Source organism: Brevundimonas sp. SL130 (assembly GCF_026625805.1).
GTDB lineage: Bacteria > Pseudomonadota > Alphaproteobacteria > Caulobacterales > Caulobacteraceae > Brevundimonas.
In genome coordinates, this window is sequence record NZ_CP113064.1 from 2,614,567 (window position 1) to 2,638,534 (window position 23,968).

Annotated in this window: 22 protein-coding genes; 4 read left to right on the top strand and 18 right to left on the bottom strand. The window is 68.1% G+C overall.

Translation table 11 applies throughout. The annotated features are described in order from the left end of the window. Positions 1-54: 54 nt before the first annotated feature. The 5 genes from guaA to guaB form a co-directional block, all read right to left on the bottom strand. Positions 55-1,617: a glutamine-hydrolyzing GMP synthase gene (guaA, locus tag OU998_RS12790; RefSeq protein ID WP_267513968.1), complete on the bottom strand. Its 1,563-nt coding sequence runs from the start codon at positions 1,615-1,617 to the stop codon at positions 55-57. Then, positions 1,614-2,312: a 5'-methylthioadenosine/S-adenosylhomocysteine nucleosidase gene (locus OU998_RS12795; protein WP_267513969.1), complete on the bottom strand. Its 699-nt coding sequence runs from the start codon at positions 2,310-2,312 to the stop codon at positions 1,614-1,616. The genes guaA and OU998_RS12795 overlap by 4 nt, the downstream gene beginning before the upstream one ends. Then, on the bottom strand, positions 2,312-3,613 hold the full coding sequence (locus OU998_RS12800) for an RsmB/NOP family class I SAM-dependent RNA methyltransferase (protein WP_267513970.1): 1,302 nt from the start codon (positions 3,611-3,613) through the stop codon (positions 2,312-2,314). The genes OU998_RS12795 and OU998_RS12800 overlap by 1 nt, the downstream gene beginning before the upstream one ends. Before the next feature lie 16 nt (positions 3,614-3,629). Beyond that, complete coding sequence (locus OU998_RS12805) at positions 3,630-4,022, bottom strand: MAPEG family protein (RefSeq protein WP_267513972.1); 393 nt, start codon at positions 4,020-4,022, stop codon at positions 3,630-3,632. Between the two features lie 137 nt (positions 4,023-4,159). Further along, the gene (gene guaB, locus OU998_RS12810; protein WP_267513974.1) at positions 4,160-5,617 is read right to left on the bottom strand and encodes an IMP dehydrogenase; all 1,458 of its coding nucleotides are present in this window, start codon (positions 5,615-5,617) and stop codon (positions 4,160-4,162) included. Between the two features lie 127 nt (positions 5,618-5,744). Between guaB and OU998_RS12815 the strand changes: the two genes are divergently transcribed. Continuing rightward, positions 5,745-6,293, top strand: coding sequence for a DUF2061 domain-containing protein (locus tag OU998_RS12815; RefSeq protein WP_267513976.1), 549 nt, complete (start codon positions 5,745-5,747; stop codon positions 6,291-6,293). 83 nt (positions 6,294-6,376) lie between these two features. Here the strand turns inward: OU998_RS12815 and OU998_RS12820 are convergent, their stop codons facing one another. Further along, positions 6,377-8,707, bottom strand: coding sequence for a TonB-dependent receptor family protein (locus OU998_RS12820; protein WP_267513977.1), 2,331 nt, complete (start codon positions 8,705-8,707; stop codon positions 6,377-6,379). Between the two features lie 186 nt (positions 8,708-8,893). Continuing rightward, complete coding sequence (locus OU998_RS12825; protein ID WP_267513978.1) at positions 8,894-9,604, bottom strand: RlmE family RNA methyltransferase; 711 nt, start codon at positions 9,602-9,604, stop codon at positions 8,894-8,896. Between the two features lie 73 nt (positions 9,605-9,677). On the opposite strand from OU998_RS12825, the gene OU998_RS12830 reads away from it, so the two are divergent. From OU998_RS12830 to OU998_RS12840, 3 genes are all read left to right on the top strand, one after another. Next, positions 9,678-10,139 (top strand): peptidylprolyl isomerase, encoded by a 462-nt coding sequence (locus OU998_RS12830; protein ID WP_135193159.1) that lies wholly within the window; start codon positions 9,678-9,680, stop codon positions 10,137-10,139. 68 nt (positions 10,140-10,207) lie between these two features. Further along, a complete protein-coding gene (locus tag OU998_RS12835) occupies positions 10,208-11,317 on the top strand; it encodes a glycosyltransferase family 4 protein (RefSeq protein ID WP_267513980.1) in 1,110 nt (369 codons plus the stop codon). Then, positions 11,310-12,413 carry a glycosyltransferase family 4 protein gene (locus tag OU998_RS12840; protein ID WP_267513981.1) on the top strand — a complete coding sequence of 368 codons (1,104 nt, stop codon included), beginning with the start codon at positions 11,310-11,312 and terminating at the stop codon, positions 12,411-12,413. Before OU998_RS12835 ends, OU998_RS12840 begins: the two co-directional genes overlap by 8 nt. Here the strand turns inward: OU998_RS12840 and OU998_RS12845 are convergent. The 11 genes from OU998_RS12845 to OU998_RS12895 form a co-directional block, all read right to left on the bottom strand. Next, a complete protein-coding gene (locus OU998_RS12845; RefSeq protein ID WP_267513982.1) occupies positions 12,338-13,555 on the bottom strand; it encodes a glycosyltransferase in 1,218 nt (405 codons plus the stop codon). The two genes, OU998_RS12840 and OU998_RS12845, sit on opposite strands and share 76 nt — an antisense overlap. Continuing rightward, positions 13,552-14,793 carry an O-antigen ligase family protein gene (locus OU998_RS12850; RefSeq protein ID WP_267513983.1) on the bottom strand — a complete coding sequence of 414 codons (1,242 nt, stop codon included), beginning with the start codon at positions 14,791-14,793 and terminating at the stop codon, positions 13,552-13,554. Before OU998_RS12850 ends, OU998_RS12845 begins: the two co-directional genes overlap by 4 nt. Beyond that, positions 14,781-15,701, bottom strand: coding sequence for a glycosyltransferase family 2 protein (locus OU998_RS12855; RefSeq protein WP_267513984.1), 921 nt, complete (start codon positions 15,699-15,701; stop codon positions 14,781-14,783). Before OU998_RS12855 ends, OU998_RS12850 begins: the two co-directional genes overlap by 13 nt. Continuing rightward, the gene (gene glf / locus OU998_RS12860) at positions 15,698-16,846 is read right to left on the bottom strand and encodes a UDP-galactopyranose mutase (RefSeq protein ID WP_267513985.1); all 1,149 of its coding nucleotides are present in this window, start codon (positions 16,844-16,846) and stop codon (positions 15,698-15,700) included. Before glf ends, OU998_RS12855 begins: the two co-directional genes overlap by 4 nt. Beyond that, entirely contained in the window at positions 16,830-18,059 is a 1,230-nt protein-coding gene (locus OU998_RS12865) for an oligosaccharide flippase family protein (RefSeq protein WP_267513987.1), read from the bottom strand. The genes glf and OU998_RS12865 overlap by 17 nt, the downstream gene beginning before the upstream one ends. A 111-nt stretch (positions 18,060-18,170) precedes the next feature. Next, positions 18,171-18,629, bottom strand: a complete 459-nt coding sequence (locus tag OU998_RS12870) for a hypothetical protein (RefSeq protein WP_267513988.1) — start codon at positions 18,627-18,629, stop codon at positions 18,171-18,173. 15 nt (positions 18,630-18,644) lie between these two features. Continuing rightward, positions 18,645-20,048: an MBOAT family O-acyltransferase gene (locus OU998_RS12875; RefSeq protein ID WP_267513989.1), complete on the bottom strand. Its 1,404-nt coding sequence runs from the start codon at positions 20,046-20,048 to the stop codon at positions 18,645-18,647. After that, positions 20,048-21,304: a GDSL-type esterase/lipase family protein gene (locus OU998_RS12880; protein ID WP_267513990.1), complete on the bottom strand. Its 1,257-nt coding sequence runs from the start codon at positions 21,302-21,304 to the stop codon at positions 20,048-20,050. Before OU998_RS12880 ends, OU998_RS12875 begins: the two co-directional genes overlap by 1 nt. 2 nt (positions 21,305-21,306) lie before the next feature. Beyond that, positions 21,307-22,191 (bottom strand): DUF459 domain-containing protein, encoded by an 885-nt coding sequence (locus tag OU998_RS12885; RefSeq protein ID WP_267513992.1) that lies wholly within the window; start codon positions 22,189-22,191, stop codon positions 21,307-21,309. A gap of 100 nt (positions 22,192-22,291) precedes the next feature. Next, positions 22,292-22,705: a DUF2177 family protein gene (locus OU998_RS12890; RefSeq protein ID WP_267513993.1), complete on the bottom strand. Its 414-nt coding sequence runs from the start codon at positions 22,703-22,705 to the stop codon at positions 22,292-22,294. 10 nt (positions 22,706-22,715) lie between these two features. Continuing rightward, entirely contained in the window at positions 22,716-23,741 is a 1,026-nt protein-coding gene (locus OU998_RS12895; RefSeq protein WP_267513995.1) for an SAM-dependent methyltransferase, read from the bottom strand. Positions 23,742-23,968: the final 227 nt, after the last annotated feature.

A 23,968-nucleotide genomic window follows, 5' to 3' on the forward strand; every position in this document is an offset into this window, starting at 1 on the left:
AGTCTCTTCCTGCAGAATTTGGAAGCGATACCGAAAGGCTGCGAGAGCCCTGAATTACTCCCACTCGATGGTCCCGGGCGGCTTCGACGTCACGTCGTAGACGACGCGGTTCACGCCGCGGACTTCGTTGATGATGCGCGTGGCGGTCTTGGCCAGGACGTCCCAGGGGAATTGGTAGAAGTCGGCGGTCATGCCGTCGGTGGAGGAGACGGCGCGAAGGGCCAGGACCTTTTCGTAGGTGCGGGCGTCGCCCATGACGCCGACGGTCTTGACCGGCAGAAGCACGGCGAAGGCCTGCCAGATATCGTCGTACAGGCCGGCCTTGCGGATCTCGTCCAGATAGATGGCGTCGGCCTGTTGCAGGGTCTCGACGGCCTCGGGCGTGATCTCGCCGGGGATGCGGATGGCCAGGCCCGGTCCGGGGAAGGGGTGACGGCCGACGAAGGCGTCGCTCAGACCCAGTTCGCGCCCCAGAGCGCGGACCTCGTCCTTGAACAGTTCGCGCAGGGGTTCGACCAGTTTCAGCTTCATATAGTCCGGCAGGCCGCCGACATTGTGGTGGCTCTTGATGACGTGGGCCTTGCCGCTGGATGACGACACGCTCTCGATCACATCGGGATAGAGGGTGCCCTGGGCCAGGAATTCGGCGCCTTCGATCTTGGCGGACTCGCGATCGAACACATCGATGAACAGGCGGCCGATGGTCTTGCGCTTGGTCTCAGGGTCGGAGATCCCGGCCAACTCGCCCAGGAATTCCTTCGACGCATCAACATGCACCAGCGGGATATTGTAGTGCTCGCGGAACAGGGTGGTGACCTGAGTCGCCTCATCCTTGCGCAGCAGGCCGGTGTCGACGAAGACGCAGGTCAGCTGGTCGCCGATCGCCTCGTGGATCAACACGGCCGCGACGGACGAGTCGACGCCGCCGGACAGGCCGCAGATCACCTTGGCCGAACCGACCTGTTCGCGGATCTGGGCGATCTTCTCGTCGCGATAGGCGGCCATGGTCCAGTCGCCCTTCAGACCGGCGATGCCGTGGGTGAAGTTCTTCAGCATCTGATGGCCGCGCGGGGTGTGCATCACCTCGGGGTGGAACTGAACGCCGTAGAAGCGACGGGTCTCGTCGGCGATCACCGCATAGGGCGAGCCGGCCGAAGAGGCGACGACGTCGAAGCCCTCAGGGATGGCGACGATCTTGTCGCCATGACTCATCCAGACCGTCTCTTCCTCCCCGACCGGGGCCAGGCCGGCCAGCAGGGGCGAGGCCTTTTCGACGGTGATTTCAGCGCGGCCGAACTCGCGGGTGTGGCCGCCCTCGACCTTGCCGCCCAGTTGTTCGCACAGGGTCATCTCGCCGTAGCAGATGCCCAGCACCGGCACCCCGGCCTCGAACACGGCCTGGGGCGCGCGGGGGCTGCCCTCTTCGTGGACGCTCTCGGGTCCGCCCGACAGGATGATGGCCGCAGGGTTCATGGCGGCCAGGGCGGCCTCGGCCTTCTGGAACGGATGGATCTCGCAATAGACGCTGGCCTCGCGCAGCCGGCGCGCGATCAGCTGCGTCACCTGGCTGCCGAAATCGACGATGAGGACCTTCTGGTGGTCGTGCGGGGTGGTCATGTGATCGAATCCGGGGAGAGTTGCGCGGGGTCTTGGCCTTGTGAGGCCGGAATTTCAAGCGCGGGAAGGCCCTTGGCCTCCAGCATGGCGATCAGACGGTCCAGGGCGGCGGCCAGGTTCTCGTCCACATGGTGAAGGGTCGAGGTCCAGTCCTCCAGCGCCTTCAGCTCGGCCCGGCCGTCCGACACGCCGCGCAGGGCGATCAGGGGCACACCGAAGGTCTGGGCCGACCGGACCAGGGCCCAGGTCTCCATGTCCACCATCTCGGCCGCGATGGCGTCATAGGCGGCGCCGGAGACGACATTGGCCCCGGTCGACAGGGTGGCGGTCGGCACGTCAGGGATGGGGCACGGCAGGGCCAGGATCGCGGGCTGATCCAGCAGGGGCGTCACCCCCTTGGGAAAGCCCAGGGCGCTGGCGTCCATGTCGCGATAGGCGACCGACGCGGCCTGATAGACGCAGGCGTGCTCCAGCACCCGCGAGCCACACGACCCCAGCGACACGATCAGGTCCGGCAGGCCGCCGGCCGCCTCCAGCCGCGCCAGGGCGGCGGTCAGAACGACGGCGGCCTCCACCGGGCCGACGCCGGTCATCAGGGGCTGGATACGGGCGCGCAGGTGATCCCCGTATTCGGCGGGCGCAGCCATGACGTAGAGGACCGAAACCTCGCCATGCCGCGCCAGCCCAGCCCCCATCAGGCGGCGCGCTGATAGACGGCGGCGAAGAAGCCGTCGGTGTCCGCCGTTGCCGGCGACAGGCGCAGACGCGCGCCGGACGCCAGTTCGGCGAACTTCACCCGTGCGGCCTCGGTCAGTTGCGGCGCCGACAGGACATCGGCGACGGCGACCGGGCGGAAATCGGGGTTGGCGGCCTCGAAGGCGTCGGCGCTGGCCTCGTTCTCGCGCGCCAGCATCGAACAGGTGACATAGACCAGACGGCCGCCCGGCTTCACCAGCTTGGTCGCCTGGCTCAGGATTCGGACCTGAAGCGCGTGCAGCTTCTCGACCTCTTCGGTCGTCAGCCGCCAGGCGTCTTCCGGCCGGCGACGCCAGGTGCCCGATCCCGAACAGGGGGCGTCGACGAAGACCAGATCGGCCTGGCCGTTGACCGCCTCCAGCCCGCCGCCGTTCTGGCCGATCAGCACCAGCTCGGCCTCGACGCCCGCGCGTTGCAGGCGGGGCCGGATGTTCTCCAGCCGCTTGTTGACGACGTCAGACGCGACCAGCTTGCCCTGGCGGTTCATGGCCTGGGCCAGACCCAGGGTTTTGCCGCCGCCGCCGGCGCAGTAGTCAACCACGGTCATGCCCGGCTCGGCCCCGGCCAGCCAGCAGACGACCTGGCTGCCTTCGTCCTGGATCTCGAACTTGCCGGCCTTGAACCCTTGCAGCGCCTGGATATTGGGCGGCGGTTCCGACGGCGCGCGCAGGCCCCATTCGGACCAAGGGGTGCGCGAGACCTCCAGACCGGCGGCCCGCAGTTCGGCCTCGACTTCGTCCACCGTGGCCGCCGCGCCGTTGACGCGCAGGTCAATGGGCGCGCGCGGCGCCATCAGGGCGTGGGCCTCTTCGGCCCAGCGGTCGCCGAACGTGGCCTTGAAATCCTCGACCACGAACTCGGGCAGCCCGGCGGCGACCCAGCCGGGCAGTTCACCCGGCGCGGCCGTGATGCGGCTGCGTTCCTGCTTCGACAGGGGCCGCGGCCCATAGCCGTCGCCCGAGTGCAGAGCCTCGATCTCTTCCACCGACAGGCCGTCAATGGCGTGCAGCGATCCGATCACCAGGGCCCGACCGTCTTCGCGCCCGCCCATGATCCACGACAGACGGCCGCGCGCGCGCAGCACCTTGTAGACATGATCGGCGATGGCGCGTCGGTCCTTGGACCCGGCATAGCGGTTGGCGGTCCCCCAGGCCTTCAGGACGGTTTCCGCCGGCTGGCGGCCCTGGGCCATGGAGTCCAGGACGGAGGCGGCGGCGGCGAGACGGGCGGCTGGGGTCAATGCGGACTTTCAGAGATCAAAGGAACAGGGAGGCCAGGACCATGACCAGTCCCGCAAGCGAGACCAGCCAGACCAGCGACCGGATATAGGGAACGCCAAGGGCGTAGAGCGGCACATAGACGACGCGCGCCCAGAAATAGAGGGCCGTCCCCCACACGGTCAGGGGACCAGAGGCCTGGATCTGATGGGCGATCAGCACCGCGCCGATGAACAGCGGCAGGGTTTCATACAGGTTGGCTTGGGCGCGCTCGAGGCGACCGGTCAGCGGCTTCTTCGCCGCCGGCGTCTCGTCGCGCGGACCCGCATTCCATTTCGAGCCGAACTCGACCGTCCGCGCCCCGGCCGGCAGGAAGATCTGCACAAGGGCCAGGATCAAGGTCAGGGCCAGATAGGTCAGTTCGGTCGTCATGGCCTTATCCTCCAAACCGTCATCCTAGGCCTTGTGCCTAGGATCCATAAACACCGACATCTGAGGTCGGAAACCAGCCGTCGAACACCGGGAAAATGGATCCTCGGGACAAGCCCGAGGATGACGGGCTAAAACACTTATCCCTGCCGATAATTCGGCGCCTCGCGCGTGATCATCACGTCGTGGACGTGGCTCTCTCGCAGGCCCGCGCCGGTGATGCGCACGAAGCGGGCGCGTTCCTGGAAGTCGGCGATGGTGCCGGCGCCCACATAACCCATCGAGGCGCGCAAGCCGCCGACCAGCTGGTGCAGGACCGGCGAAATCGGTCCCTTGTACGGCGTCTGCCCCTCGATGCCCTCGGGCACCAGCTTCTCGGACGAGACTTCCTTCTGGAAATAGCGATCCGCCGAGCCGCGCGCCATGGCGCCGACCGAACCCATGCCGCGGTACGACTTGTAGGACCGGCCCTGGTACAGGAAGACCTCGCCGGGGCTTTCGTCGGTGCCCGCGAACATCGAGCCCATCATGGCCACATTGGCGCCGGCCGCGATGGCCTTGGCCAGGTCGCCCGAGTATTTGATGCCGCCGTCGGCGATGACCGAGGCGCCCGTGCCGCGCGCGGCTCGAGCGGAGTCCATCACGGCCGTCAGCTGCGGCACGCCCACGCCCGCGACGATACGGGTGGTGCAGATGGAGCCCGGGCCGATGCCGACCTTGACCGCATCCGCGCCCGCGTCGATCAGGGCCCGGGTCGCGTCATAGGTGGCGACATTGCCGGCGATGATCTGAAGCCGGTTGTTCTCGCGCTTGATCCGCTCGACCACCTGGGCGACCGAGGCCGAGTGGCCGTGGGCGGTGTCGATCACCACCACGTCCACGCCGGCGTCGGCCAGGGCCATGGCCCGTTCATAGCCCGCGTCCCCGACCGTCGAGGCCGCACCGACCAGCAGACGACCCTGGTCGTCCTTGGCCGCGTGGGGGAAGGCCTGGGCCTTCTCGATGTCCTTCATGGTGATCAGGCCGACGGCCCGATAATCCTCGTCCACCACGATGACCCGCTCGATCTTGCGGGTCTTCAGCAGGTCGCGCGCCTCTTCACGGCTGGCGCCCTCGCGCACCGTGATCAGGTCGCCCGTGGTCATCAGCGAGGCGGCCGTAAGGCTGAGATCGCTCTCGAACCGCATGTCCCGGTGGGTCAGCATGCCCACCAACTTGCCGGTCGCCGGATCGACGACGGGGAAGCCGGTGATCTTCTTGCGCGCCACGATCTCGCGCACTTCGCCCAGGGTCGTCTGCGGGCCGACCGTCACCGGATTGACCACCATGCCGCTCTCATAGCGTTTGACGGCGCGGACCTCGTCGGCCTGCTCCTCGATGGTCATGTTGCGGTGAAGCACGCCCAGGCCGCCGGACTGGGCCATGGCGATGGCCAGGCGATGTTCCGTCACCGTGTCCATGGCGGACGACAGCAGCGGGATATTCAGTCTGATGTCGCGTGTCAGCTGGGTCGAAACATCGACCATCGCCGGCATGAACTCGGACGGGCCGGGTTCGAGCAAAACATCGTCGAAGGTCAGTCCTTCGCGTATCTCCATAGGGAGTCTCCGTTTTGCGGGCCGCGTATAACGGTGCGGAGGGGCCTACGGCAAGGGTCTTGCGACTTATGGACCCGATAGATTTTATTGGTTTGCAACCGATGCGGCCAATGACCATTCTTGCAGCATGGTCGGAGTCATCCTCAGCACCGCGCGCAAACTGGCGTTGAAGATCGCCAGCTACGGCGTCATGCACCTCGTCGTGGCCGTTCTGGTGGCCTTCGCCATCACCCGCGACTGGCGTATCGCGTTGGCCGTCGGCATGGTCGAGCCCTTCTTCCAGACCATCGCCTATTCGATCCACGACCGCGTCTGGCACAGGATCGAACGCCGTCGCAGGGCCTCCAACATCGAAGAAGCGGCCGAGGCCTTCACCGCGCGGCTCGACATTATGTCGCCGGACGAACAGACCCGCGTCCATGACCACCATGGGCACGGCCACAGCCACGCCCTGCCCCGCTCGTTCAAACAGGTGGCGGTCAAGACCGTGACCTACGGCGTCATGCACTTTACCGTCGCCGTGACTGTCGCCTTCGCCCTGACCCAGGACATCCGCACCGCCCTGGCCATCGGCATGATCGAGCCCCTGGTCCAGACGGTCTTCTTCACCCTTCACGACCGCATCTGGTCGCGGATGGAAGAACGCCGCGCCAGCCGGCAACCGGCGACAGCCTGAACCAGCGACCTCAATCGGCCCGCGTGAGCGTCAAAAAAATATAGAAGCGAGGATGCGCCCGAAGGCGCACCCCCTTTTCTCCATCAGAAGCGCCGGCGAATGCTGGCGAACACCTGACGGGGCGCGCCGGGCAGGAAGGTCTGACGACCCGCGCTGTTCTGGAAGCCGCCGGACCCGACCGTCGAGATATAGTCCTCGTCCGTGAGGTTGGTGACATTGACCTGGATCTGCGTTCCGTCCAGCCAGCTTCCAGTGCCGTCGAAGCGATACCCGGCGGTCAGTTCGACCGTGGTGTACGCGTCGGCGCTTTCGTCGTTCAGGTAGCTGGAGAAGCGCTCGCCCGTATAAGCGGCGGCCAAAGTCCCGAACACCGCGCCGTTGTCATACGACAGCTCAGCCCGGAACAGGTTTTCAGGCGTCGCGACGACCTGCTTTCCAGCCGTCGCGGCGACCAGGACGCCGGCCCCGTCACGAACATCATCCTCGTAGGTCGAGTCGTTGTAGCTGTAGGAGCCGAAGGCCGACCAATCCTGTGCAAAGTTCCACAGGGCGGCCGCCTCAAAGCCACGGCTCTTGACCGAGCCGACGTTCTGGATGCCGTTGCCTAGGCCCAGGATCGGGGCGCCCAGGGCGACGGTCAGCAGACGATTCTCGAACTCGACGTCATAGGCCGCGACCGAGCCTTGCAGCCCGCCGTCGAAGCGGAAGCGCCAGCCGGCCTCGATCGTGCGCGAGCTTTCCGGTTCCAGCGTGTTCTTCAGCGCGCCGAATCCCGCCGCCGAGGCCGAGAAGGGTCCGCCGGTGTTCGAGGATTCGAAGGCCCGCATATTCTCGGCGTAAGAGGCGAACAACTGATGGTCGGCGTTCAGATCATAGCTGGCGCCGACCTGCGGCAGGAAGTTGTCTTCCGCCTTGATCGAGCCGGTCTTGTTGGCCCCGACGACGGTGCTGGCGTCATTCTCGACCCTGAGCGATTTGAAGCCGGCGTTCACCGTCAGGGCGTCGGTGATCGCCCAGGTGTCCTGTAGGTACAGGTTGGTCGTCTTGGTGTTGAAACTGTATTCCCACTCGGTCGCGAAGGGGTTCTCCAGGAAATCCAACGAATCCCGGCCGCCGTCGCCGCTGCGGCTCAGACCATAGTAGCGGCGGGCCTGGTTGAAGTCGTTATCCTCGACCCAGAAGCCGGCCTCGATGCTGTGGGCGCCCAGATCCAGCGTCGCCGATCCGATCGCGCCCTTGCGGTCGATGTCGTACTCCGTGGTGCGGACGGCCAGGGGGGCCGGGCTGGCGATGACCGAACCGTCCTGTCCCTTCGCCCCGGTCGGCGTCGCCACATAAGGGGTCCACCATAGGCCCTGGCCCTCGTTCTTGTGGCCATAGCCGGTCAACGAGATGCTGAAGTTGTCGGTGACGGGGTAGTCCAGGGTCACGGCGCCGATGGTGTCGTCGCGCAGACCCGACGCATCGTAATAGGCGTCATCGACGCATTTGATCGGGCTGGGATAGGCGTTGGTCGTGCAGTCGCCCGCCGGATTGGCCCGGTAGATGTCGGCGACCTGCACCGCCAGGGCGTAGTTGTCCGAGATATTGTCCCAGTCGCGGCCCAGCCGGTCGATCATGCCCAGCGACATGTCCTGGTAATCGTTCTCGCGGCGCTCTGAGTGATTGACGAAGCCGCGCAGCTCGCCGGCGGCAATTGGCTGGACGAAGCTTGCGTTGATCTGCTGCTGTTTCTGCTCGCCCGCGCCCTTCCACTTGTCGGCGCTCTGGTCGGCATACGACACCGACAGGCGCGTGCCGGCCGATCCCAGGGCGCCGGTGTCCAGACGCACAAAGCCGCGCAGGGTGTCGTCGCTGCCGAAGGCGCCCGACACATCCACGCCGAAGTCCTGCGTCGGCATGCGGCTGATGAACTCGACCGTGCCGCCCAGATTGCTGCTCGAGGCGGTGCCCAGCGCGCCTGACCCTTGGGCCACATCCACCCGAGCGACGTTCTCGGAGATGATGGCGCGCGAGATGTGCAGGCCGTTGTGATTGCCGTAGCTCATGTCGCCCAGCGGCACGCCGTCCAACGTAAAGCCCAGCTGGTTCTGGTTAAAGCTGCGCAGGGTGATGCGCGCCGACCATTCATACGACCCGAAGGCGTCGGCCGACTGGAAGCTGACGCCCGGCAGACGCTCGATGGCCTTCAGCGGGCTGCTGCCCGGCGCCTCGACGGCGATGGCTTCGGCGTTGACCGACGCCTGCTGCCGCGTCTGGCCGCGACCGAAGACGACGATCTCGTCGACTTCGGATACCTGGGTGTCAGCCGTCGCCATGGCCACGGCCGCGTCCTGTGCGGCGGCGGCGGCAGGCACCATCAACAGGGCCAGCGTCAGAAGCGACGCGCCCGAGAGGAAACGATTGGAAGTCATGTCAGCCCCGCTGTCGGCGCAGATCGCGCCTAGGCCCGGCTAACGGCGCGTCGTGACGAGGCCGCTACCGCTTCATTTGGATTTCATGACAGCAACATTTGACATGCAGATGATCGTCCAAAGTGGCCTTATGGCTACGCTTGCGGGGTGTTCGGACAATCGCTCAGGCCAGAGGACAGGGCCCCCTCACCGCTTGTTCAGCGCCACCAGAAACACCTCGGCGCTGTCCTTCCGGCTCGACTCCGGCTTGACGTATTTCACCGTCTCAAACTCTTCCCGCAGCCGCGCCAAAACCCCGCCGGCGTCGCCGCCCTGGAAGTTCTTGGAGACGAAGTTGCCCCCCGGCCGCAGGGTGCGGATGGCGAAGTCGGCGGCGATCTCGATCAGGGCGATGATCTTCAGGTGGTCGGTCTGGCGGTGGCCGACCGTATTGTGGGCCATGTCCGACAGCACCAGGTCGGGCGCCCCGCCGATAGCGTCGATCAGTTGCTGGTCCACGCCCGGATGGGTGAAGTCGGCCTGCAACAGGGTCGAACCGGGGATCGGCTCGATCATCAGCAGGTCCACGCCGGCCACGGCGCCCGCCCCGCGATTGACCGCCACCTGGATCCAGCCGCCCGGCGCCGCGCCCAGGTCGATGACCTTCGAGCCACGCTTGATCAGGTGGAACCGGTCGTCGATCTCGATCAGTTTGAAGGCCGCGCGCGAGCGCCAGCCTTCGGCCCGCGCCTTCTCGGACCATTTGTCGGACAGCTGCCGCTTGATCCACTGTTGGCTCGACATCGACTTGGTGTCGGCCGTCTTCATTTTCGTGCCCATGCCGCGTCCGGCGGCGGTTCCGCCCGTGGGCGGCCTCACCATTCGGCGACGTTCTTGCGGCTTTTCATCTTCACTCATCGTTCCCACATAGCCCCGACCGACGTTGCGGGCTATGTCCCGCCTCAAATCAACCCCCAAGAGGACGACCGAAATGGCCGAAACCCTGACCTTCACCCTGGACACCGGCGACGGCGAAGCCCGCGACGTGGTCATCAAGCTGCGCTCCGACCTGGCTCCCGGCCACGTCGAACGCATCACGGAGCTGGCCTCGGAAGGTTTCTATGACGGCGTCGTCTTCCACCGCGTGATCGCCGGCTTCATGGCCCAGGGCGGCGACCCCACCGGCACCGGCACCTCGGGCTCCAAGAAGCCGAACCTGAAGGCCGAGTTCTCGGCTGAGCCGCACAAGCGCGGCGTCTGCTCGATGGCTCGCACGTCCGATCCCAACAGCGCCAACTCGCAGTTCTTCATCTGCCTGGACGACGCCACCTTCCTGGATCGCCAGTACACCGTCTGGGGTGAAGTCGAATCCGGCATGGAACACGTCGACGCCCTGCCCAAGGGCGAGCCGCCGCGCGCCCCCGGCAAGATCGTCAAGGCGACGGTCAACTAAGATACAATCTTGACGTTTCTCGCAGATCGTGTCGGCTGCATACCGATACGGTCCGCGAGGGACGCGAGTTGCACATACTGCTTGTGATCGAGCCGTCGGGCGGCGGCTCCGGCCGACATGTGGTCGATCTGGCCCAGGGGCTGATCGAGGGCGGCCACGACGTCTCCCTGATCTACTCGCCCGTCCGGGCCGAGCCGCGCTTCGAAGCCGAGGTCGCCGCCCTTCCCCTGCAACATCTCGAGCGCCTGCCGATGCGCCGCGCCGTCGGCCCGTGGGACATCGGCGCCCTGATCGCTCTGCGCCGTCTGATCGCCCGTCTGGGTCCGTTTGACATCGTCCACGGCCACAGCGCCAAGGCCGGCGCCCTGGCCCGCCTGGCGGCCCCGGCGTCTTCCGCCCGCATCTACACACCCCACGCCCTGACGACGTTGAATCCGGTTGAGGTGGGCGCAACGCCTTATGGCCTGATCGAAACCCTTCTGGCCCGGCTGGTCAGCGAAGCCGTCATCGCCGTATCGGACGAAGAGGCTTCGCACGCGGCGCACCGTGGCTTTCCGGTCGAGCGGCTGCACACGATTCCCAACGGCCTGACGGCCTACGACAGCCTGGATCGTACCGCCGCGCGCCGGTTCATGGGGCTGCCGGACGAGGCCTGGGTCGTCGGATTCGTCGGCCGGCTGATCCCACAGAAGGATCCGGTCCGATTCGCCCAGGCCCTGAGTCTGGCCCATGCGCGCGATCCTCGCATCCTCGGCGTCATGATCGGCCAGGGGCCGCTGTTCGACGAGGCCCGCGAGATCGGCGGTCATGCGGTTCATATGCTGGGGGCGCTCGACGCCCGCCCGCTGATGCCCGGTTTCGATCTGTTCGCCATGACCAGCCGTTACGAGGGCTTCTCCTACGCCATGGTGGAGGCGGCGGCGGCGGCCCTGCCTCTTCTGACCTCCGAGGTCGGCGGGGTCTCGACCCTGGCGCGCGCCGGCGCCCGCATCGACCGCCTGCCCGTGTCGGCGAGCCCGCGCGCATGGGCCGACGCCGTGACCGCCGCCTTCCAGCGCCGGACGCCGCCCTCGATCTCGCCGGCGCTTGTCGAACGTTTCTCGGCCGCGCGAATGACCGCCGATACGGTCGCCGTCTATCACCTGGCCCATGCCCGTCGCTGGGCCGCCCGTGGCTGAGTCCCACGCCGCAGAGCTCACAGTCTTCATCAACGGGCGTTTCCTGACCCAGCCCCTCAGCGGCGTCCAGCGCTACGCCCGCGAGATGATCCGCGCCCTGGATCGGCGCCCCGGCGCCGGGACGCGTTACGTCCTGCTGACGCCCCCGGGCGCGGACCCCTCCAGCCTCGATCTAAGGTCCATACCCGTTCGCACGGTCACAGGCGGACGCGGGCATCTGTGGGAACAGATCGCCCTGGCCTGGGCCGCCCGCCGGGGACGTCTGCTGTCGCTGGGCGGGTCAAGCCCGATCCTGCATCCGCGCCAGCGGGTCGTCATCCACGACGCCGCCGTCTTCCGCCATCCCGAGCATTTCCGCCGGGGCTACGCCGTCTTCCACCGCGTGCTGGGACGCCTTTTGTCACGTATCGCCGTCCTGGCGACCGTGTCGCAATTCTCGCGCGGGGAGCTGGCTGCGGTCCTGGGCCTGCCTGAATCCCACATCGCCGTCGTCCCCAACGGCGCGGACCACCTGATGCGCGCGACGCCTCTTCAAGGTCCGCTCGCGGATCTGGACCTGACCGGCCGCCCCTATTTCGTCGCCCTGGGCAATCTGGCGCCGAACAAGAACCTCGCCGTCATGATCCGAGCCCTGGGCCGCCTGCCCGACCCCGACCTGCGCCTGGTCCTGATCGGCGCGGCCGCCCCGGCCATCTTCGACCGCGCCGCCCCGGCCGCCGATCCACGCGTCCTGTTCGCCGGCCGCCGCACCGACGCCGAGGTCGCGCCCCTGCTGCGCGGCGCCCGCGCCCTGATCTTCGCCAGCCTCTACGAAGGCTTCGGCATTCCGCCGCTCGAGGCCTTCGCCCAGGACCGCCCCGTCATCGCTTCGGACATTCCCGCCGTGCGCGAGGTCTGCGGCGACGCCCCCGACTATTTCGCCCCCTGGGACGACGCCGCCCTGGCGGATCATATGGCGGCCTTGCTGCGCGCAGGCCCTGCCCCGCACCGTTTCGCCCAGGGTCGCGCCCGCCTGGCGTTCTACACCTGGGACGGATCGGCGCGGCGGCTCGAGACCTGGCTGGCCGAAGACCGACCCGCCAGCACCTCCCGATAGACGGCGAGATGAGCCTGAACCACCGACGCCTCGGTCCAGATCGGACGGAACGGCGGCCCCGGATTTCGCCAGCAGGACGGATTTTCGACCACCGCAGCCAAGGCGCCAGCCAGCGCCCCTGCGTCGCCGGGCGGAACCAGGGTCACGCGCGCCCCGCTCGCGGCCGCTTCCGGCAGGCCGCCGATGCGCGAGGCGATCACCCCCCGCCCGCGCGCCAGGGCCTCGACCACGACCCGCCCGAACGGCTCGGCCCAGATGGCCGGGGCCACGACCCCGTCGATGCTCTGATAGAAGCCGTCGGCCTCCACCGGCCCCAGCCACTCGATCCGAGGATCGGGAAAGGCCCGACGCAGCCGTGCGACATAGGCCGCCTGTCCCCGCCCGGCGATCCTCAGCCGCCAGTCGCCGCCCAGGTGCGTCGTCGCCCTCAGCAGGACCTCGATCCCCTTCTCCGGCTCGATCCGTCCGATGAAGCCGAAGGCGGCCGGCCCGGCCCGCGCAGTCGCAGCGCCGTCCGGCGCGCCGGCCGCATTGCCGATGATCGTCGCGGGCGTATCGCCAAAACAGCCCGCCGCCTGATGCCGCTCCAGCAGCGCACGGCTGATCCCCACCACATGATCGACCCTGGCGGTCGCCCGACGACGCGGCTCGCTCAGCAGCACACAGTCTGCGCAACGCTGCGCGCACACCCGTCCCCGCCGAAACAGGGCCGCCCGGCTGCACAGGGTCGAATAGTCCCTCAGGGTCTGCACCAGCGGCAGTCCCACCCGTCGCGCCGCCCGATGAACCGCCCCCGCGAACCCGGTCGTCACCTGGGCGTGGATCAGATCCGGCTGTTCGGCCCGCACCACATCCGCCACCGCCCGATCCATCAGCGGGCTGAACGCCTCAAGTCCATGCCACAGGGCGCGCATGACGCCCCCGCGCCGCCGCCCGCCATAGGGCCAGTAGACATGCCGCAACGGCAGACTGTGGACCCGCACCCCGTCGCGAACCTCCAAGCCCCCGCCGTTCTCGACCAGCGTCGCCACCGACGCCGTCACGCCCGCCCTCGCCAGCCCCCGCGCCAACTGCTCAACGCTCCGCTCGGCCCCGCCCACATCGGCCGGCGGATACAGGCTGTTGACCAGCAGCACTCTCACGGCGCGACCGGCCTGCGCCAGGCCAGGGCCGCGACCAGACAGATCAGGAAGACGAACCCCGCCCCCTGGGCCAGGTCCTCGCTCAACATCATCGTCAGCAGATAGACCGACAGGGGCGTAAAGACGTCCAGTCGCGCGACCGACCACAGGTGCAGCACAAGCGCCGCGATCGCCGCCAAAACCCCCACCGTCCGCCCCATGAACAGATAGCCGTTGTGGCTGACCGTCAGGGCCCGAAACGTCCCCAGTTCGTCCGCCGTCGACCAGCCGACGCCCAGCGGCCGCTCCGCAACGAAGTCGAGGGTGCGGGTCCAGGTGTCGATCCGCCCGCGCAGGTTCTCGGCCATCTGCTCCTTGTCCAGCCGAGCCGCGAACCGGCTGACATCCACCTCGACCCGCGTCACCTGGATCGCAGCCAGACCCCCGGCCAACAGACAGACGGCCAGCAACAGGCCCAGCGGACTGCCTGCCTCACGCCACCGCCGTCCCACCGCCACCCGCGCGATCCAGGCCGCCCCCGCCGCGATCAGTCCGCCCCGTGACAAGGTGCAGAGGAAACCCACCGCCGCCACGCCCGCCGCAGACAGCGCCACCGTCCGCCGCGACCACTGCCGGCTCAGCACCTCTAAGGCGGCGGGGACGGCCAGACCGATCATCCCCATGGCGGCGTTCGGATGCTCGGCCACCGTCGTGATCCGCACCCGCGCCACGACCGAGGTATAGGCCGCGCGCGGCGACGCCAGCCCCACGGCCTGAAGCCCGTCCCGCCCGAACAGGGACAACAGCCCATAGGTGGCCAGATGACAGACCGCCCCCGCCAGAACGGCGGCGAAGAACAGCCGCCGCCGCTCCGCATCCTCGACGATCAGGGCCCCCACCGCCGGCGCGACCAGCGCCGCCGCCAGCCAGCGGAACCAGAAGGCGGCGTCCGAGACGTTCAACGTCTGCCCGATACTGGACACTTGGATCAGCATCGTCGCCAGCAAGACGAAGGCCGCCACCGGCCCCGCCGCCCGCGCCGCCGGCCCCATCCGTCCCCATTGCAAAGCAATCAGCGGCAGCGCCGCCGCCAGGGCCAGATCGCCCAGGCGCGGCGCACTAACCCAGCCGGGCACCAGAAACACCGGCAGCGCCACCCCCACGCCCAGCAGCACCAGCGCCCAGGCCTCATAGGCCGCCCGAACGTCGGACAGACGCACGCCCCGCCACGGCGCAGCCCGCACGATCAGGACGCGCAATATTCGATCTGCGGAGCGAACCGCACCCCGTCCAGAACCCCGGCGACCAGCACCCCCGCCTTGCGCCACTGCCCTTTCGCCGCCAGCCGCAGCGCGATCCGCCCCCGCGAGGCCGCATAGCGCAGGACCGAACCCGCGCCCTCATGGCGGCGCTTGGCCAGAATGACATTGCGCGTCAGCAGCCGGTGCAACCGCTCGCGCCGTGGATCGGTCTCGGTCTCCAGGCTCAGCCCGCCCGGCGCGGCCCGCACATGCTCGACCCGGCTGGCCCCGACCAGAAACCCGGACCGCTCGGCCGATAGCCGCAGCGTATATTCGGTGTCGTCGCCCCAGATGAACATGGGCGCCAGCGGCAGGCCATATCTCTGCACCGCCGCCCGTGGCACCAACAGAGACACGAAGGTCGCCTGCCGCACCGGCGCAATCCCCCGCTCCAGCCGCTCGCCCCAGGCCGCATATCCCAGGGCGTTGGTCCGTCGATCGATCTCGGCTGTATTGGTCAGCAGCCCCTCGGGCGTCCGCACCGTCGAACACAGGAAGGCCGGCTCCACTCCCTCGCTCGTCAGCTCGGCCTCGGCCTGCAACAGCCGCTCCAACGCATCGGACGCCGGCAGGACGTCGTCGTCCATCAGCCACAGCCGCGTCGCCCCGACCTCCATGGCCGCCCGTATCCCGGCGTTGAAGCCGCCCGCCCCGCCCGTATTGACCGACAGTCTCAGCCGATCGACCCGACCCGCCCACGCCTGATCCAGCCATTCCGCCGTCCCGTCGTCGCTGGCGTTGTCGACCACCAGGATGCGGTCGCAAGGCCGAGTCTGGGCGGCCAGATGGTTCAGGCATTGCTCCAGCAGTTCTCGCCGGTTCCAGGTCACCACCACCGCCCAGACTCTGAAAGAAACCCCGCTCACGCCGCCGCCTTCAGGATCGCCGGCGCCAGCGCCTTCTCGACCAGGCTCAGCCCCCGCCCCACCGCCTGGTCCATATTGTAGTAGCGATAGTCGGCCAGCCGCCCGGCGAACCAGACCCGCCCCTCGAGCGCCCGCGCCATGGCCCGGTACAGATCCGCCAGCGCCTGCGACGCCTCGGTCGGGATCGGATAGAAGGGCTCGGTCCGCCCCGGCTCATGCGGGATCGGATATTCGGTTAGCAGACAGGTCGTCTCGCCCCGCTCTCCGGTCAGATGGCGGAAATCGGTGACGCGGGTGAAGTCGAACTCGTTCGGATAATTGACTGTCCCGACCGGCAGCCCGTCCTCCGCCCCCACAATCTGCCGCTCGAACCTCAGGCTCCGATACGGCAGCGCCCCGGCCACCTGCCCGAAGTAGTCGTCCAGCGCCCCGCAATAGACCATCCGGTCGAACCGCCCCGGCTCGATCTCGGCCAGATCCGTATTCAGAGACAGATGGATGTTCGGGTGATCCAGCATCCGCTGGAACAGGGCCGCATAGCCGTCGCGCGGCATCGCCTGATAGCGGTCGGTGAAATACCGGTCGTCACGGCTGACCGCCACCGGCACCCGGGCCGTGACGGACGGGTCCAGCGCCTCGGGCTCCATGCCCCACTGTTTGCGACTGTACGCGGCGAAGACCTTGTCGAAGACATAGTCGCCCAAGAACCGCAGATCCGCATCCTCTCCGGCCTGCCTCAGATCCGCGATGGTCGGCCGCGCGCCGAAGCCGAAGGCGGCGATCAACCGCTCCGACAGTCGCTCCGCCATCCCCGCCGGAAACAGCATCCGCATGGAATCCAGATTGAACGGGATCGGGACCAGCTGCCCGTCCACATGCCCCCGCACCCGATGGAAATAGGGCCGCCAGTCGGTGAACTGGCCCAGATGGTCGAAGATGCGCCGGCTGTTGGTGTGGAAGATGTGCGGGCCATAGGGGTGGACCGTCCGCCCGCTCTCGTCGCGCCGGTCATGGGCGTTGCCGCCGACGTGGTCGCGCCGGTCGATGACCAGCACGCGCTGATCCAGCCCCCGCGCCAACCGCTCGGCCACTGTCGCGCCAGTAAACCCAGCGCCGACGATCAGCCAGTCATACCGCCGGGACATGTCGCCCCCTTGTGAACAGGAAACGCCAGTGCGGCCGCAGGCAAGCCAGGCTGGCCAGCACCACCACCGCCTCCCCGGTCAGCCGCGCCCCGGCCATGCCCAGTGCACCCCCGCCCGGCGCCAGCGCCACCGCCGGCGCCAGGGTGGCGACACAGCCCAACCCGACCATCAGCGCGAACCGCCCATCCATCCGCAGGGCCGTCATCAGTTGCAGCCCCAGCACCTGGCTGGCCGCCACCAGAGGCAGGACGAAGACCAGCGTCCTCAACACCCCCGCCGCGTCCCCAAACCCTTCCCCGACCAGCATCCGCACCAGCAGCGGCGCCGCCAGCCACAGTCCCGCCGCCACGCCCAGAAACAGCCCCGGCGTCACCATCAGGCTCCACCGCGCGGTGCGGAATGCGGTCGGCGCATCCTCGGCCAGCAGACCGGCGATCCTCGGCCCCACCAATCCCACCAGCGGCCGCATCAACGAACTCGCCGCCGCCACCACCTTGTCCGCCACGGCGTAGATCGCCGCCTGAGCCGGCCCCGCCAGGGCCGCCACGACAAATCCCCCCGCCCCCGTATAGGCGACGACCGCCGCTCGACTGGCGAACAGGGCGCCGCCCTCGACCAGTCCGCGTCGGACAAACCCCCGCTCCGGCCACTTCAGCTGAACCCGGCGCAGCATCATCGCCGCCCCAAGGCCGACGCCCAGCCACAGCCCCGCCGCTTGCACGGCCAGAGCGCCCGCCGCGCCCAGTCCGGGGGACAGCATCACCACGACCGCCGCCGCCAGCGTCCCTGCGACTTCGGCCAGGGCTGCGGGCGCCGGGTCGCGCAGGCCTTGAAACACCCAGACCAGGCTCGCCCCCTGCCCGACGCCCAGGGCGATCCCCGCCCCGACCACCGCCCAGGCGCCGGCCAGCACCGGATTGATCCAGCCCAGCAAAAGTCCCAGAATCGCGGCGGGCAGGACCAGCACCGCCCGCAGCGCCAGCATCCGTCCAATGATCGACCCCGCCGCCTGTCGCGCCGCCGCGATGTCGCGCGGCCCCGACAGCGACGCGCCATAGTCCACGACCACCGCCGTCATGGCCGCCAGGGACACGGCGGCCACATAGAGGCCGAACCCCTCGACCCCGAACCGTCGCGTCAGCACCGGATAGAGCAGCAGGGGCGCCAGGAACCGCAGCCCGTGGGCGCCATAGACCAGCCCGGCGTCGATCACGCCCCTGGCCGACAACAATGGCCGCCCGCCCCCGTCCAACCTCGCCCCCGCGACAGCAACCTGAACGGGCAGTTCATACACGTCAAATACAGAACGGCAAGCCGTCGGGCTTCAGGTCTTTTCGTCCTGGCGCCCGTCGAACCGCGTCGCCTGCAAGCCGCGCCAGGTCTCGTGCAGCCCCTCCACCGGCAGGTTCGCGCCCAGCAGATCCAGCTGCTCCACCCACACGGTCGCCAGCCGATCAACTGTTGACTGACTCCAGCTCGGCGGCTGCTGACGCGCCCAGTTCTGCACCGACCCCGCATTGAAGATCATCAGGAAGGCGCAGGCCACGAACAGGGTCTGGCTGGTCCACCGCCGCGCCCGCGACGCCTCGCCCTCTTCGTCCAGAGCGGGCGCCGGGGGAAAGGCGAACCGACCCAGGGCGACCAGGGTGTTCTCTCGCGTGGGCAGGTCGTGGGCGTCCGCCGTATCGATCCAGTCGCTGGGCGGATCCAACGGCGGGAACGGCGACACCGGCGGGTGCGCCTGCGTCGGGAAGGGATCGACCGGGTCCTTGGGATCGCTCATCGTCGGATCAACGCCTCAGAACTGGAAATAGATGAAGGGCGCCACGCCCTCGGGCCGCATCGCCTCGACCAGCAATATGGCCACCCCGATCAGCACCCCCAAGGTCGGCGACGGCGCGGTCTTCAACCGCTCGGCCAGCCCCTCCACCGCGCGCGGCGGCAGCCCATGCATCGCCAGCCCGCCGACGATCAACACCAGCACGAAGGGCGTCACCAGGCTGAACGCCTCGAACCGCCCCAGCCCGGCCAGCATCTGCATGGCCAGATCGAAGGTCTCGGCCCGGAACAGGATCCACCCCAGGCAGACGACGTGGAAGGTGATCAGAACCCCCAGCCAGGTCGGGATGACCTTGCGATCCTTAACCACCGCGCGACCGAGGCGCTCGACCACCTGCGCCCCGCCGTGCAGCGCGCCCCAGGCCACGAAGGTCCAGGCCGCCCCGTGCCACAGCCCGCCCAACAGCATGGTGATCATCACATTGAGGCACGACGACCACAGACCTTTGCGTCCCCCGCCCAGCGGCACATACAGATAGTCGCGCAGCCAGCTGGACAGGCTGATATGCCACCGCCGCCAGAAGGCCTGCATCGAGGCCGCCCGGTACGGCTGGTCGAAATTGCGCGGGAAGGAATAGCCCAGCAGGGCCGCGATCCCGATGGCCATGTCCGAATAGGCCGAGAAGTCGCAATAGATCTGAACCGCATAGGCATAGACCGCCGCCGCTATGTCGACCGCCCCATAGGCCGACGGATCGAAGAAGACCGGATCGACCAGCCGCGTCGCCAGCTCGGACGCGATCACCGTCTTCTTGAACACGCCCCAGACGATCAGCAGCAGCCCATGGGTCGCCATCTCGCGCGTCAGCCGGGGCGCCCGCGTGAACTGCGGCAACAGGTCCGACGCCCGTACGATGGGCCCCGCCACCAGGTGCGGGAAGAAGCTCATCAGCAGCATGACGTCCAGCAGACTGTCCGCCGGCGCCGTCTTGCCGCGATAGACGTCGACCACATAGCTGATGCCCTGGAAGGTGAAGAAGCTGATCCCCACCGGCAGCACCACCTGCAACAGCGGCAGGTCACGTTCCCAGCCAAATTGCCCCAGAAGATCAACGGCCTGTTCGACGAAGAAGCCGTAATACTTGAAGAAGCCCAGGATCACCAGATTGACCGCAACCCCCAGGCCGACCCACAGTTTGCGCCGCTTCTCCTGATCGCTGCGCACGATCAGAGCCGCCACGCCCCAGTTCAACACGGCCGAAGCGATCAGCAGGCCCACGAACCGCCAGTCCCACTGGGCGTAGAAGAACCAGCTGGCCAGCAGCAGGAACAGTTTGCGCCGCCCGTTCTCGCGATCCAGGCTCCAGCTGACCAGATAAACGAACAGGAAGAAGACCGCGAAGGCCAGGGTCGGAAACAGCATCAGTTCGCCTCCCCCTTGGCCGCCGTCCAGCGGTCATAGGCCCGCATCAGATCGTCGCTCAACACCCCGCCGATCCACTCCGCCCCTATGGAGGTGAAATGCACCCGATCGGGCCGCATATAGGGCTCTGGCATGGTCGCCAGCCGCTCCGCCGAACAGTCGCCCCCCATCCGTCCGTACCAGTCCCAGAAGGCGACGCCCGTCTCGCCCGCGACCCGCCGCTGCACATCCCGCACCACCGCCAGCGACGCCGGGGCCGCCCGCGATCCGTCCGCCCCGCATCCGCCCGCCATGCCTGACTTCAGCCCCTCCGGCGCCGCCAGGATCAGCAGCGACGCCTCCGGCGCCAGCCGCCGCAGCCGCTCGATCTGCCCCCGCAGCAGGCCAGCGTAGGCCTCGGGCTCGACCCCTTCAAATCCATCATTGACGCCAAAGGCCAGAATGATCAGCGACGGCCGCCACGCCTCCAGCTCCACAGCCACCACGGCCTGATCCCGCGCCGCCAGATCCCGCAACTTCGCCCCGACCACGCCCAGGCTGGACATGACCACGCCGGGCCCGCTCCGCTCAATCCAGACATCGTGCAGGGCCACGCTCCCCGTCGGACGCAGCGTCACCGTCTGCGTCGGCGCCGCCAGCCGCCAGGTGCGGCATAGAGGCTTCGCCTCCATAGCGTGGAAGTCCGGTTCGACCGTCTCTTCCGGCGTCGTCACCCTGATCCGTCCCGCCTGCGGTCCGCCGTCCCCGCACAGACCGACGACGTCAAAGGCCGCGCCCGGCTCCGCGGTCAGGGTCAGAACGGCGCCCGGCCCCACATCCGACCGCGCCCCGCTCAACCCCGCCCGCAGGGTCGCCGCCCCGTCCGGCGCGGTCAGGGGCGCGACCGCGATCGGCCAGTCGCGGGCCGTCACCTCAACCTGCATCGGCCCATAGCCGGCATAGGGCACGCCCGGCGGCAGCACCCCGCGCCCGCCGGCCCCGAACCGGGCCTGCAACCGCGCCCGCAGAGCGCCGGTGATCCGGTCCCCCGCCGTATGGCTGTCGCCGATTTGCAGGATGTGGACAGGCCGGTCTCGCTCTCCCGCCTCGGTCGCCGCCAAGGCCTCGAACACCCCCTCCAGCGCCTCGACGCCGCAGATGCCCTCGGGACAGACCGAAGCCCCCGCCGCCGGCGCGGGCATGGGCACATACGGCACCTCGGTCCCGCTCTGCATCCCCAGCATCAGCAACGCCGCCCCCACAGCCCCCAAGCTCATGGTCAGCCGGTCGTCTGCGGTTGAGCCGCCGCAACATCCAGGCTCGCGTCGCGCTTCAGCCGCTCCGCCACCGGCGCGCCCATTCGGCGATAGCCGGCCATGGTCATATGGATCCCGTCATTGGCCCGCATCAGCTGCGGCCGCCCGCTGGCGCCGGGCAGATAGGCCGCATAGTCGCCCGCCGCATCGGCGGTGACGTCGGTCGTCTCGATCAGGGGCACGCCCAGGGCCGCCATCCGCTCGCGCACCACGGCGTTGATGATCGCCATCTTGGCGTCGAACCCGGCCCGTTTCATCTTCGGCAGTCCGACCCAATAGACGGCCACGCCCCTGGACCGCATCAGGGCGACCAGATCGTCGATCCGCTTCCCATAGGCCGCCTTCCAGCCGGGCGTGCCGAAATCATGGATCACCCCGTCCAGACTGATGCCCTGGGCGTCATTGGTCCCGAACATCACCACGGCCGCATCCACGCGATTCTCGCTCAGTTGCCGCGCTGTCTTGGCCTGGATGTCCACATAGTCGTAGCGGGTCAGGCCGGTGGAGACCGCGCTGAACTGGGTCACCGTGACCCCCTGTTTGCCGTTCAGGTCGCGATACAGGGCGGCCCACAGGCCGTCCGCCATCGAATCGCCGAACACCCCGATCCTCAAGGCCCCGCTGGCCGCGCGCGCCTTCAGCGGGGTCACGCTCGCCTTCGCGACCGGGGGGGGCGCCGGGCTCTCCACCGGGGCGCCAGCCGTAGGCGGACTGGCCGAGGCATTGGCCGAACCGCCCAGCATCAGGGTCGGGTGACGCAGCCATTCCCGCCCGTCGGGCGTCAGCATCAGGCCGATCACGACCCCGACGACCAGGGCCGCCGTCAATCCGTTGATGCCTGCGCGCAAGACCGCCCCCGTCGAAAACAGGGTTAGCTATAGCTTAACGACCCCGGCCTGCGCCATGCCGGTCCCGTGTCAGGCGAAAGACAAGCCGACGACAGCAGGGTCAGCCGAAACGCCCCTCGGCCCAGCGCGCTGCGAAATAGCCGCCGGTCGCCGAAACCATGGTCAGGACCGTCCCCCAGATCAGGTCGATCACCGTCAGCTTGGTCTGCCAGATCGCCAGGGTCGCCTGATTGGTCAGGTCATAGGTGGCGTAGGCGACGAAGCCCAGCACGGCCCCATTAAGCGCCGCCCGTGTCCAGCCTCCATCCTTCAAGGCCGGGGCGATGGCCAGGAAGACCGTCCCGGCGATGGAGATCAGATAGAACAGAACCGCCGCCCTCATGTCCGGTTTATCCGCCAGGATGGGACCCAGCACCGGCTTGTACAGCCGGTCGGTCATGGTGGTCAGCCAGACGGCGTCGATCACCGCGAAGGTGATTCCGGCGCCCAGATAGGCGAAGACATATTTGATCACGACAAACTCCTCAGGCGGGTTTCAGGCGATAATGGCTGACCATCCATGTGCAGCCCCAGTCGTTGCCGAACAGGCCGGCGGTCGCCAGGTAGAAGCGCCGCCAGCGCCGGACCCACAGCTTGGCGTCGTCGCCATAGGTCTCGCGCATCAACACCGCGATCCGCGCGGCGTTCCGGTCCATATTGGCCAGCCACTGATTGGCGGTGCGGGCGTAATGTCCGCCGTTCCAGGTCCATTCCTGCTCGACCGCGAACAGGTCGGGGAACTGCCGGATCAGTCCGTGGCTGGGCATGATCCCGCCGGTGAAGAAATGCTGGGCGATGAAGTCGCCGCTGTCGGTGTGGTCGAACCGATAGGGGGCGTCGCGGTGGGTGAAGACATGGATGAACATCCGCCCCTCCGGCTTCAGCCAGGACTTCGCCTTGGTCAGCAGGGCGCGCCAGTTGGCCATATGCTCGAACATCTCGACCGAGACGATCCGGTCGAACCTCTGGTCGGTGTCGAACAGGTTCATGTCCTGGGTCACGACCGTCAGATTGCTCAGCCCCCGCGCCCTGGCCTGGGCCTCGATATGGCCCCGCTGGCCGTGGCTGTTCGACACGGCCGTGATCCGCGCGCGTGGATAGGTCTCGGCCATCCACAGCGACAGCGAACCCCAGCCGCAGCCCATTTCCAGAATGGTCTGACCGTCGGCCAGATCGGCGTGGGCGCAGGTCTCCAACAAGGCCGCGACCTCGGCCTGGTCCAGCGTCTCCGTTCCCGTCGGATACAGACAGCAGGAGTATTTCAGCCGCTCGCCCAGGCACAGGCGGAAGAACTCGGGCGGCAGTTCGTAGTGCTGCCGGTTCGCCGCATCCGCATGTTCGGCGATGACCCGCTCGGCCATCTCGCGCGCAAAGGCCGCCTGATCGTGGGGACCGTCGCGATCCAGCCGCTTGCGCGCCTCCGTCACCAGGCTGTCGATCGCCGGGCGGGTCACGAAGTCGGGAAAGGGCGCATCCTGCAACTGGCGAATGGCGACATTGGTCAGGCTCATGGGGCGTCCGTGGTCAGGCTTGTCCTCTCAATACGCCCGACCGTCATTTACGGATGCACGGACCTTGAACGGCGGGCGGCAGAGCCCACATCCGGGATCACGCGAACAAGGTTCTATGAGGCAGGCCCCACGCAGATTTCCGACACGTCCGTCCCCGGCTCCGCATGTCGGAAAATACACGAAAATAGACTCAAAAATTATCGAGTGGATTCCGTGTAAAATGCAGC

Coding starts and splice junctions, on each gene's coding strand:
- OU998_RS12880 (WP_267513990.1), bottom strand. CDS start 21,304: ATGAGCTTGGGGGCTGTGGGGGCGGCGTTGCTGATGCTGGGGATGCAG.
- OU998_RS12820 (WP_267513977.1), bottom strand. CDS start 8,707: ATGACTTCCAATCGTTTCCTCTCGGGCGCGTCGCTTCTGACGCTGGCC.
- OU998_RS12870 (WP_267513988.1), bottom strand. CDS start 18,629: ATGAGCGATCCCAAGGACCCGGTCGATCCCTTCCCGACGCAGGCGCAC.
- OU998_RS12805 (WP_267513972.1), bottom strand. CDS start 4,022: ATGACGACCGAACTGACCTATCTGGCCCTGACCTTGATCCTGGCCCTT.
- guaB (WP_267513974.1), bottom strand. CDS start 5,617: ATGGAGATACGCGAAGGACTGACCTTCGACGATGTTTTGCTCGAACCC.
- OU998_RS12875 (WP_267513989.1), bottom strand. CDS start 20,048: ATGCTGTTTCCGACCCTGGCCTTCGCGGTCTTCTTCCTGTTCGTTTAT.
- OU998_RS12830 (WP_135193159.1), top strand. CDS start 9,678: ATGGCCGAAACCCTGACCTTCACCCTGGACACCGGCGACGGCGAAGCC.
- OU998_RS12795 (WP_267513969.1), bottom strand. CDS start 2,312: ATGGGGGCTGGGCTGGCGCGGCATGGCGAGGTTTCGGTCCTCTACGTC.
- guaA (WP_267513968.1), bottom strand. CDS start 1,617: ATGACCACCCCGCACGACCACCAGAAGGTCCTCATCGTCGATTTCGGC.
- glf (WP_267513985.1), bottom strand. CDS start 16,846: ATGTCCCGGCGGTATGACTGGCTGATCGTCGGCGCTGGGTTTACTGGC.
- OU998_RS12815 (WP_267513976.1), top strand. CDS start 5,745: ATGGTCGGAGTCATCCTCAGCACCGCGCGCAAACTGGCGTTGAAGATC.
- OU998_RS12895 (WP_267513995.1), bottom strand. CDS start 23,741: ATGAGCCTGACCAATGTCGCCATTCGCCAGTTGCAGGATGCGCCCTTT.
- OU998_RS12825 (WP_267513978.1), bottom strand. CDS start 9,604: ATGAGTGAAGATGAAAAGCCGCAAGAACGTCGCCGAATGGTGAGGCCG.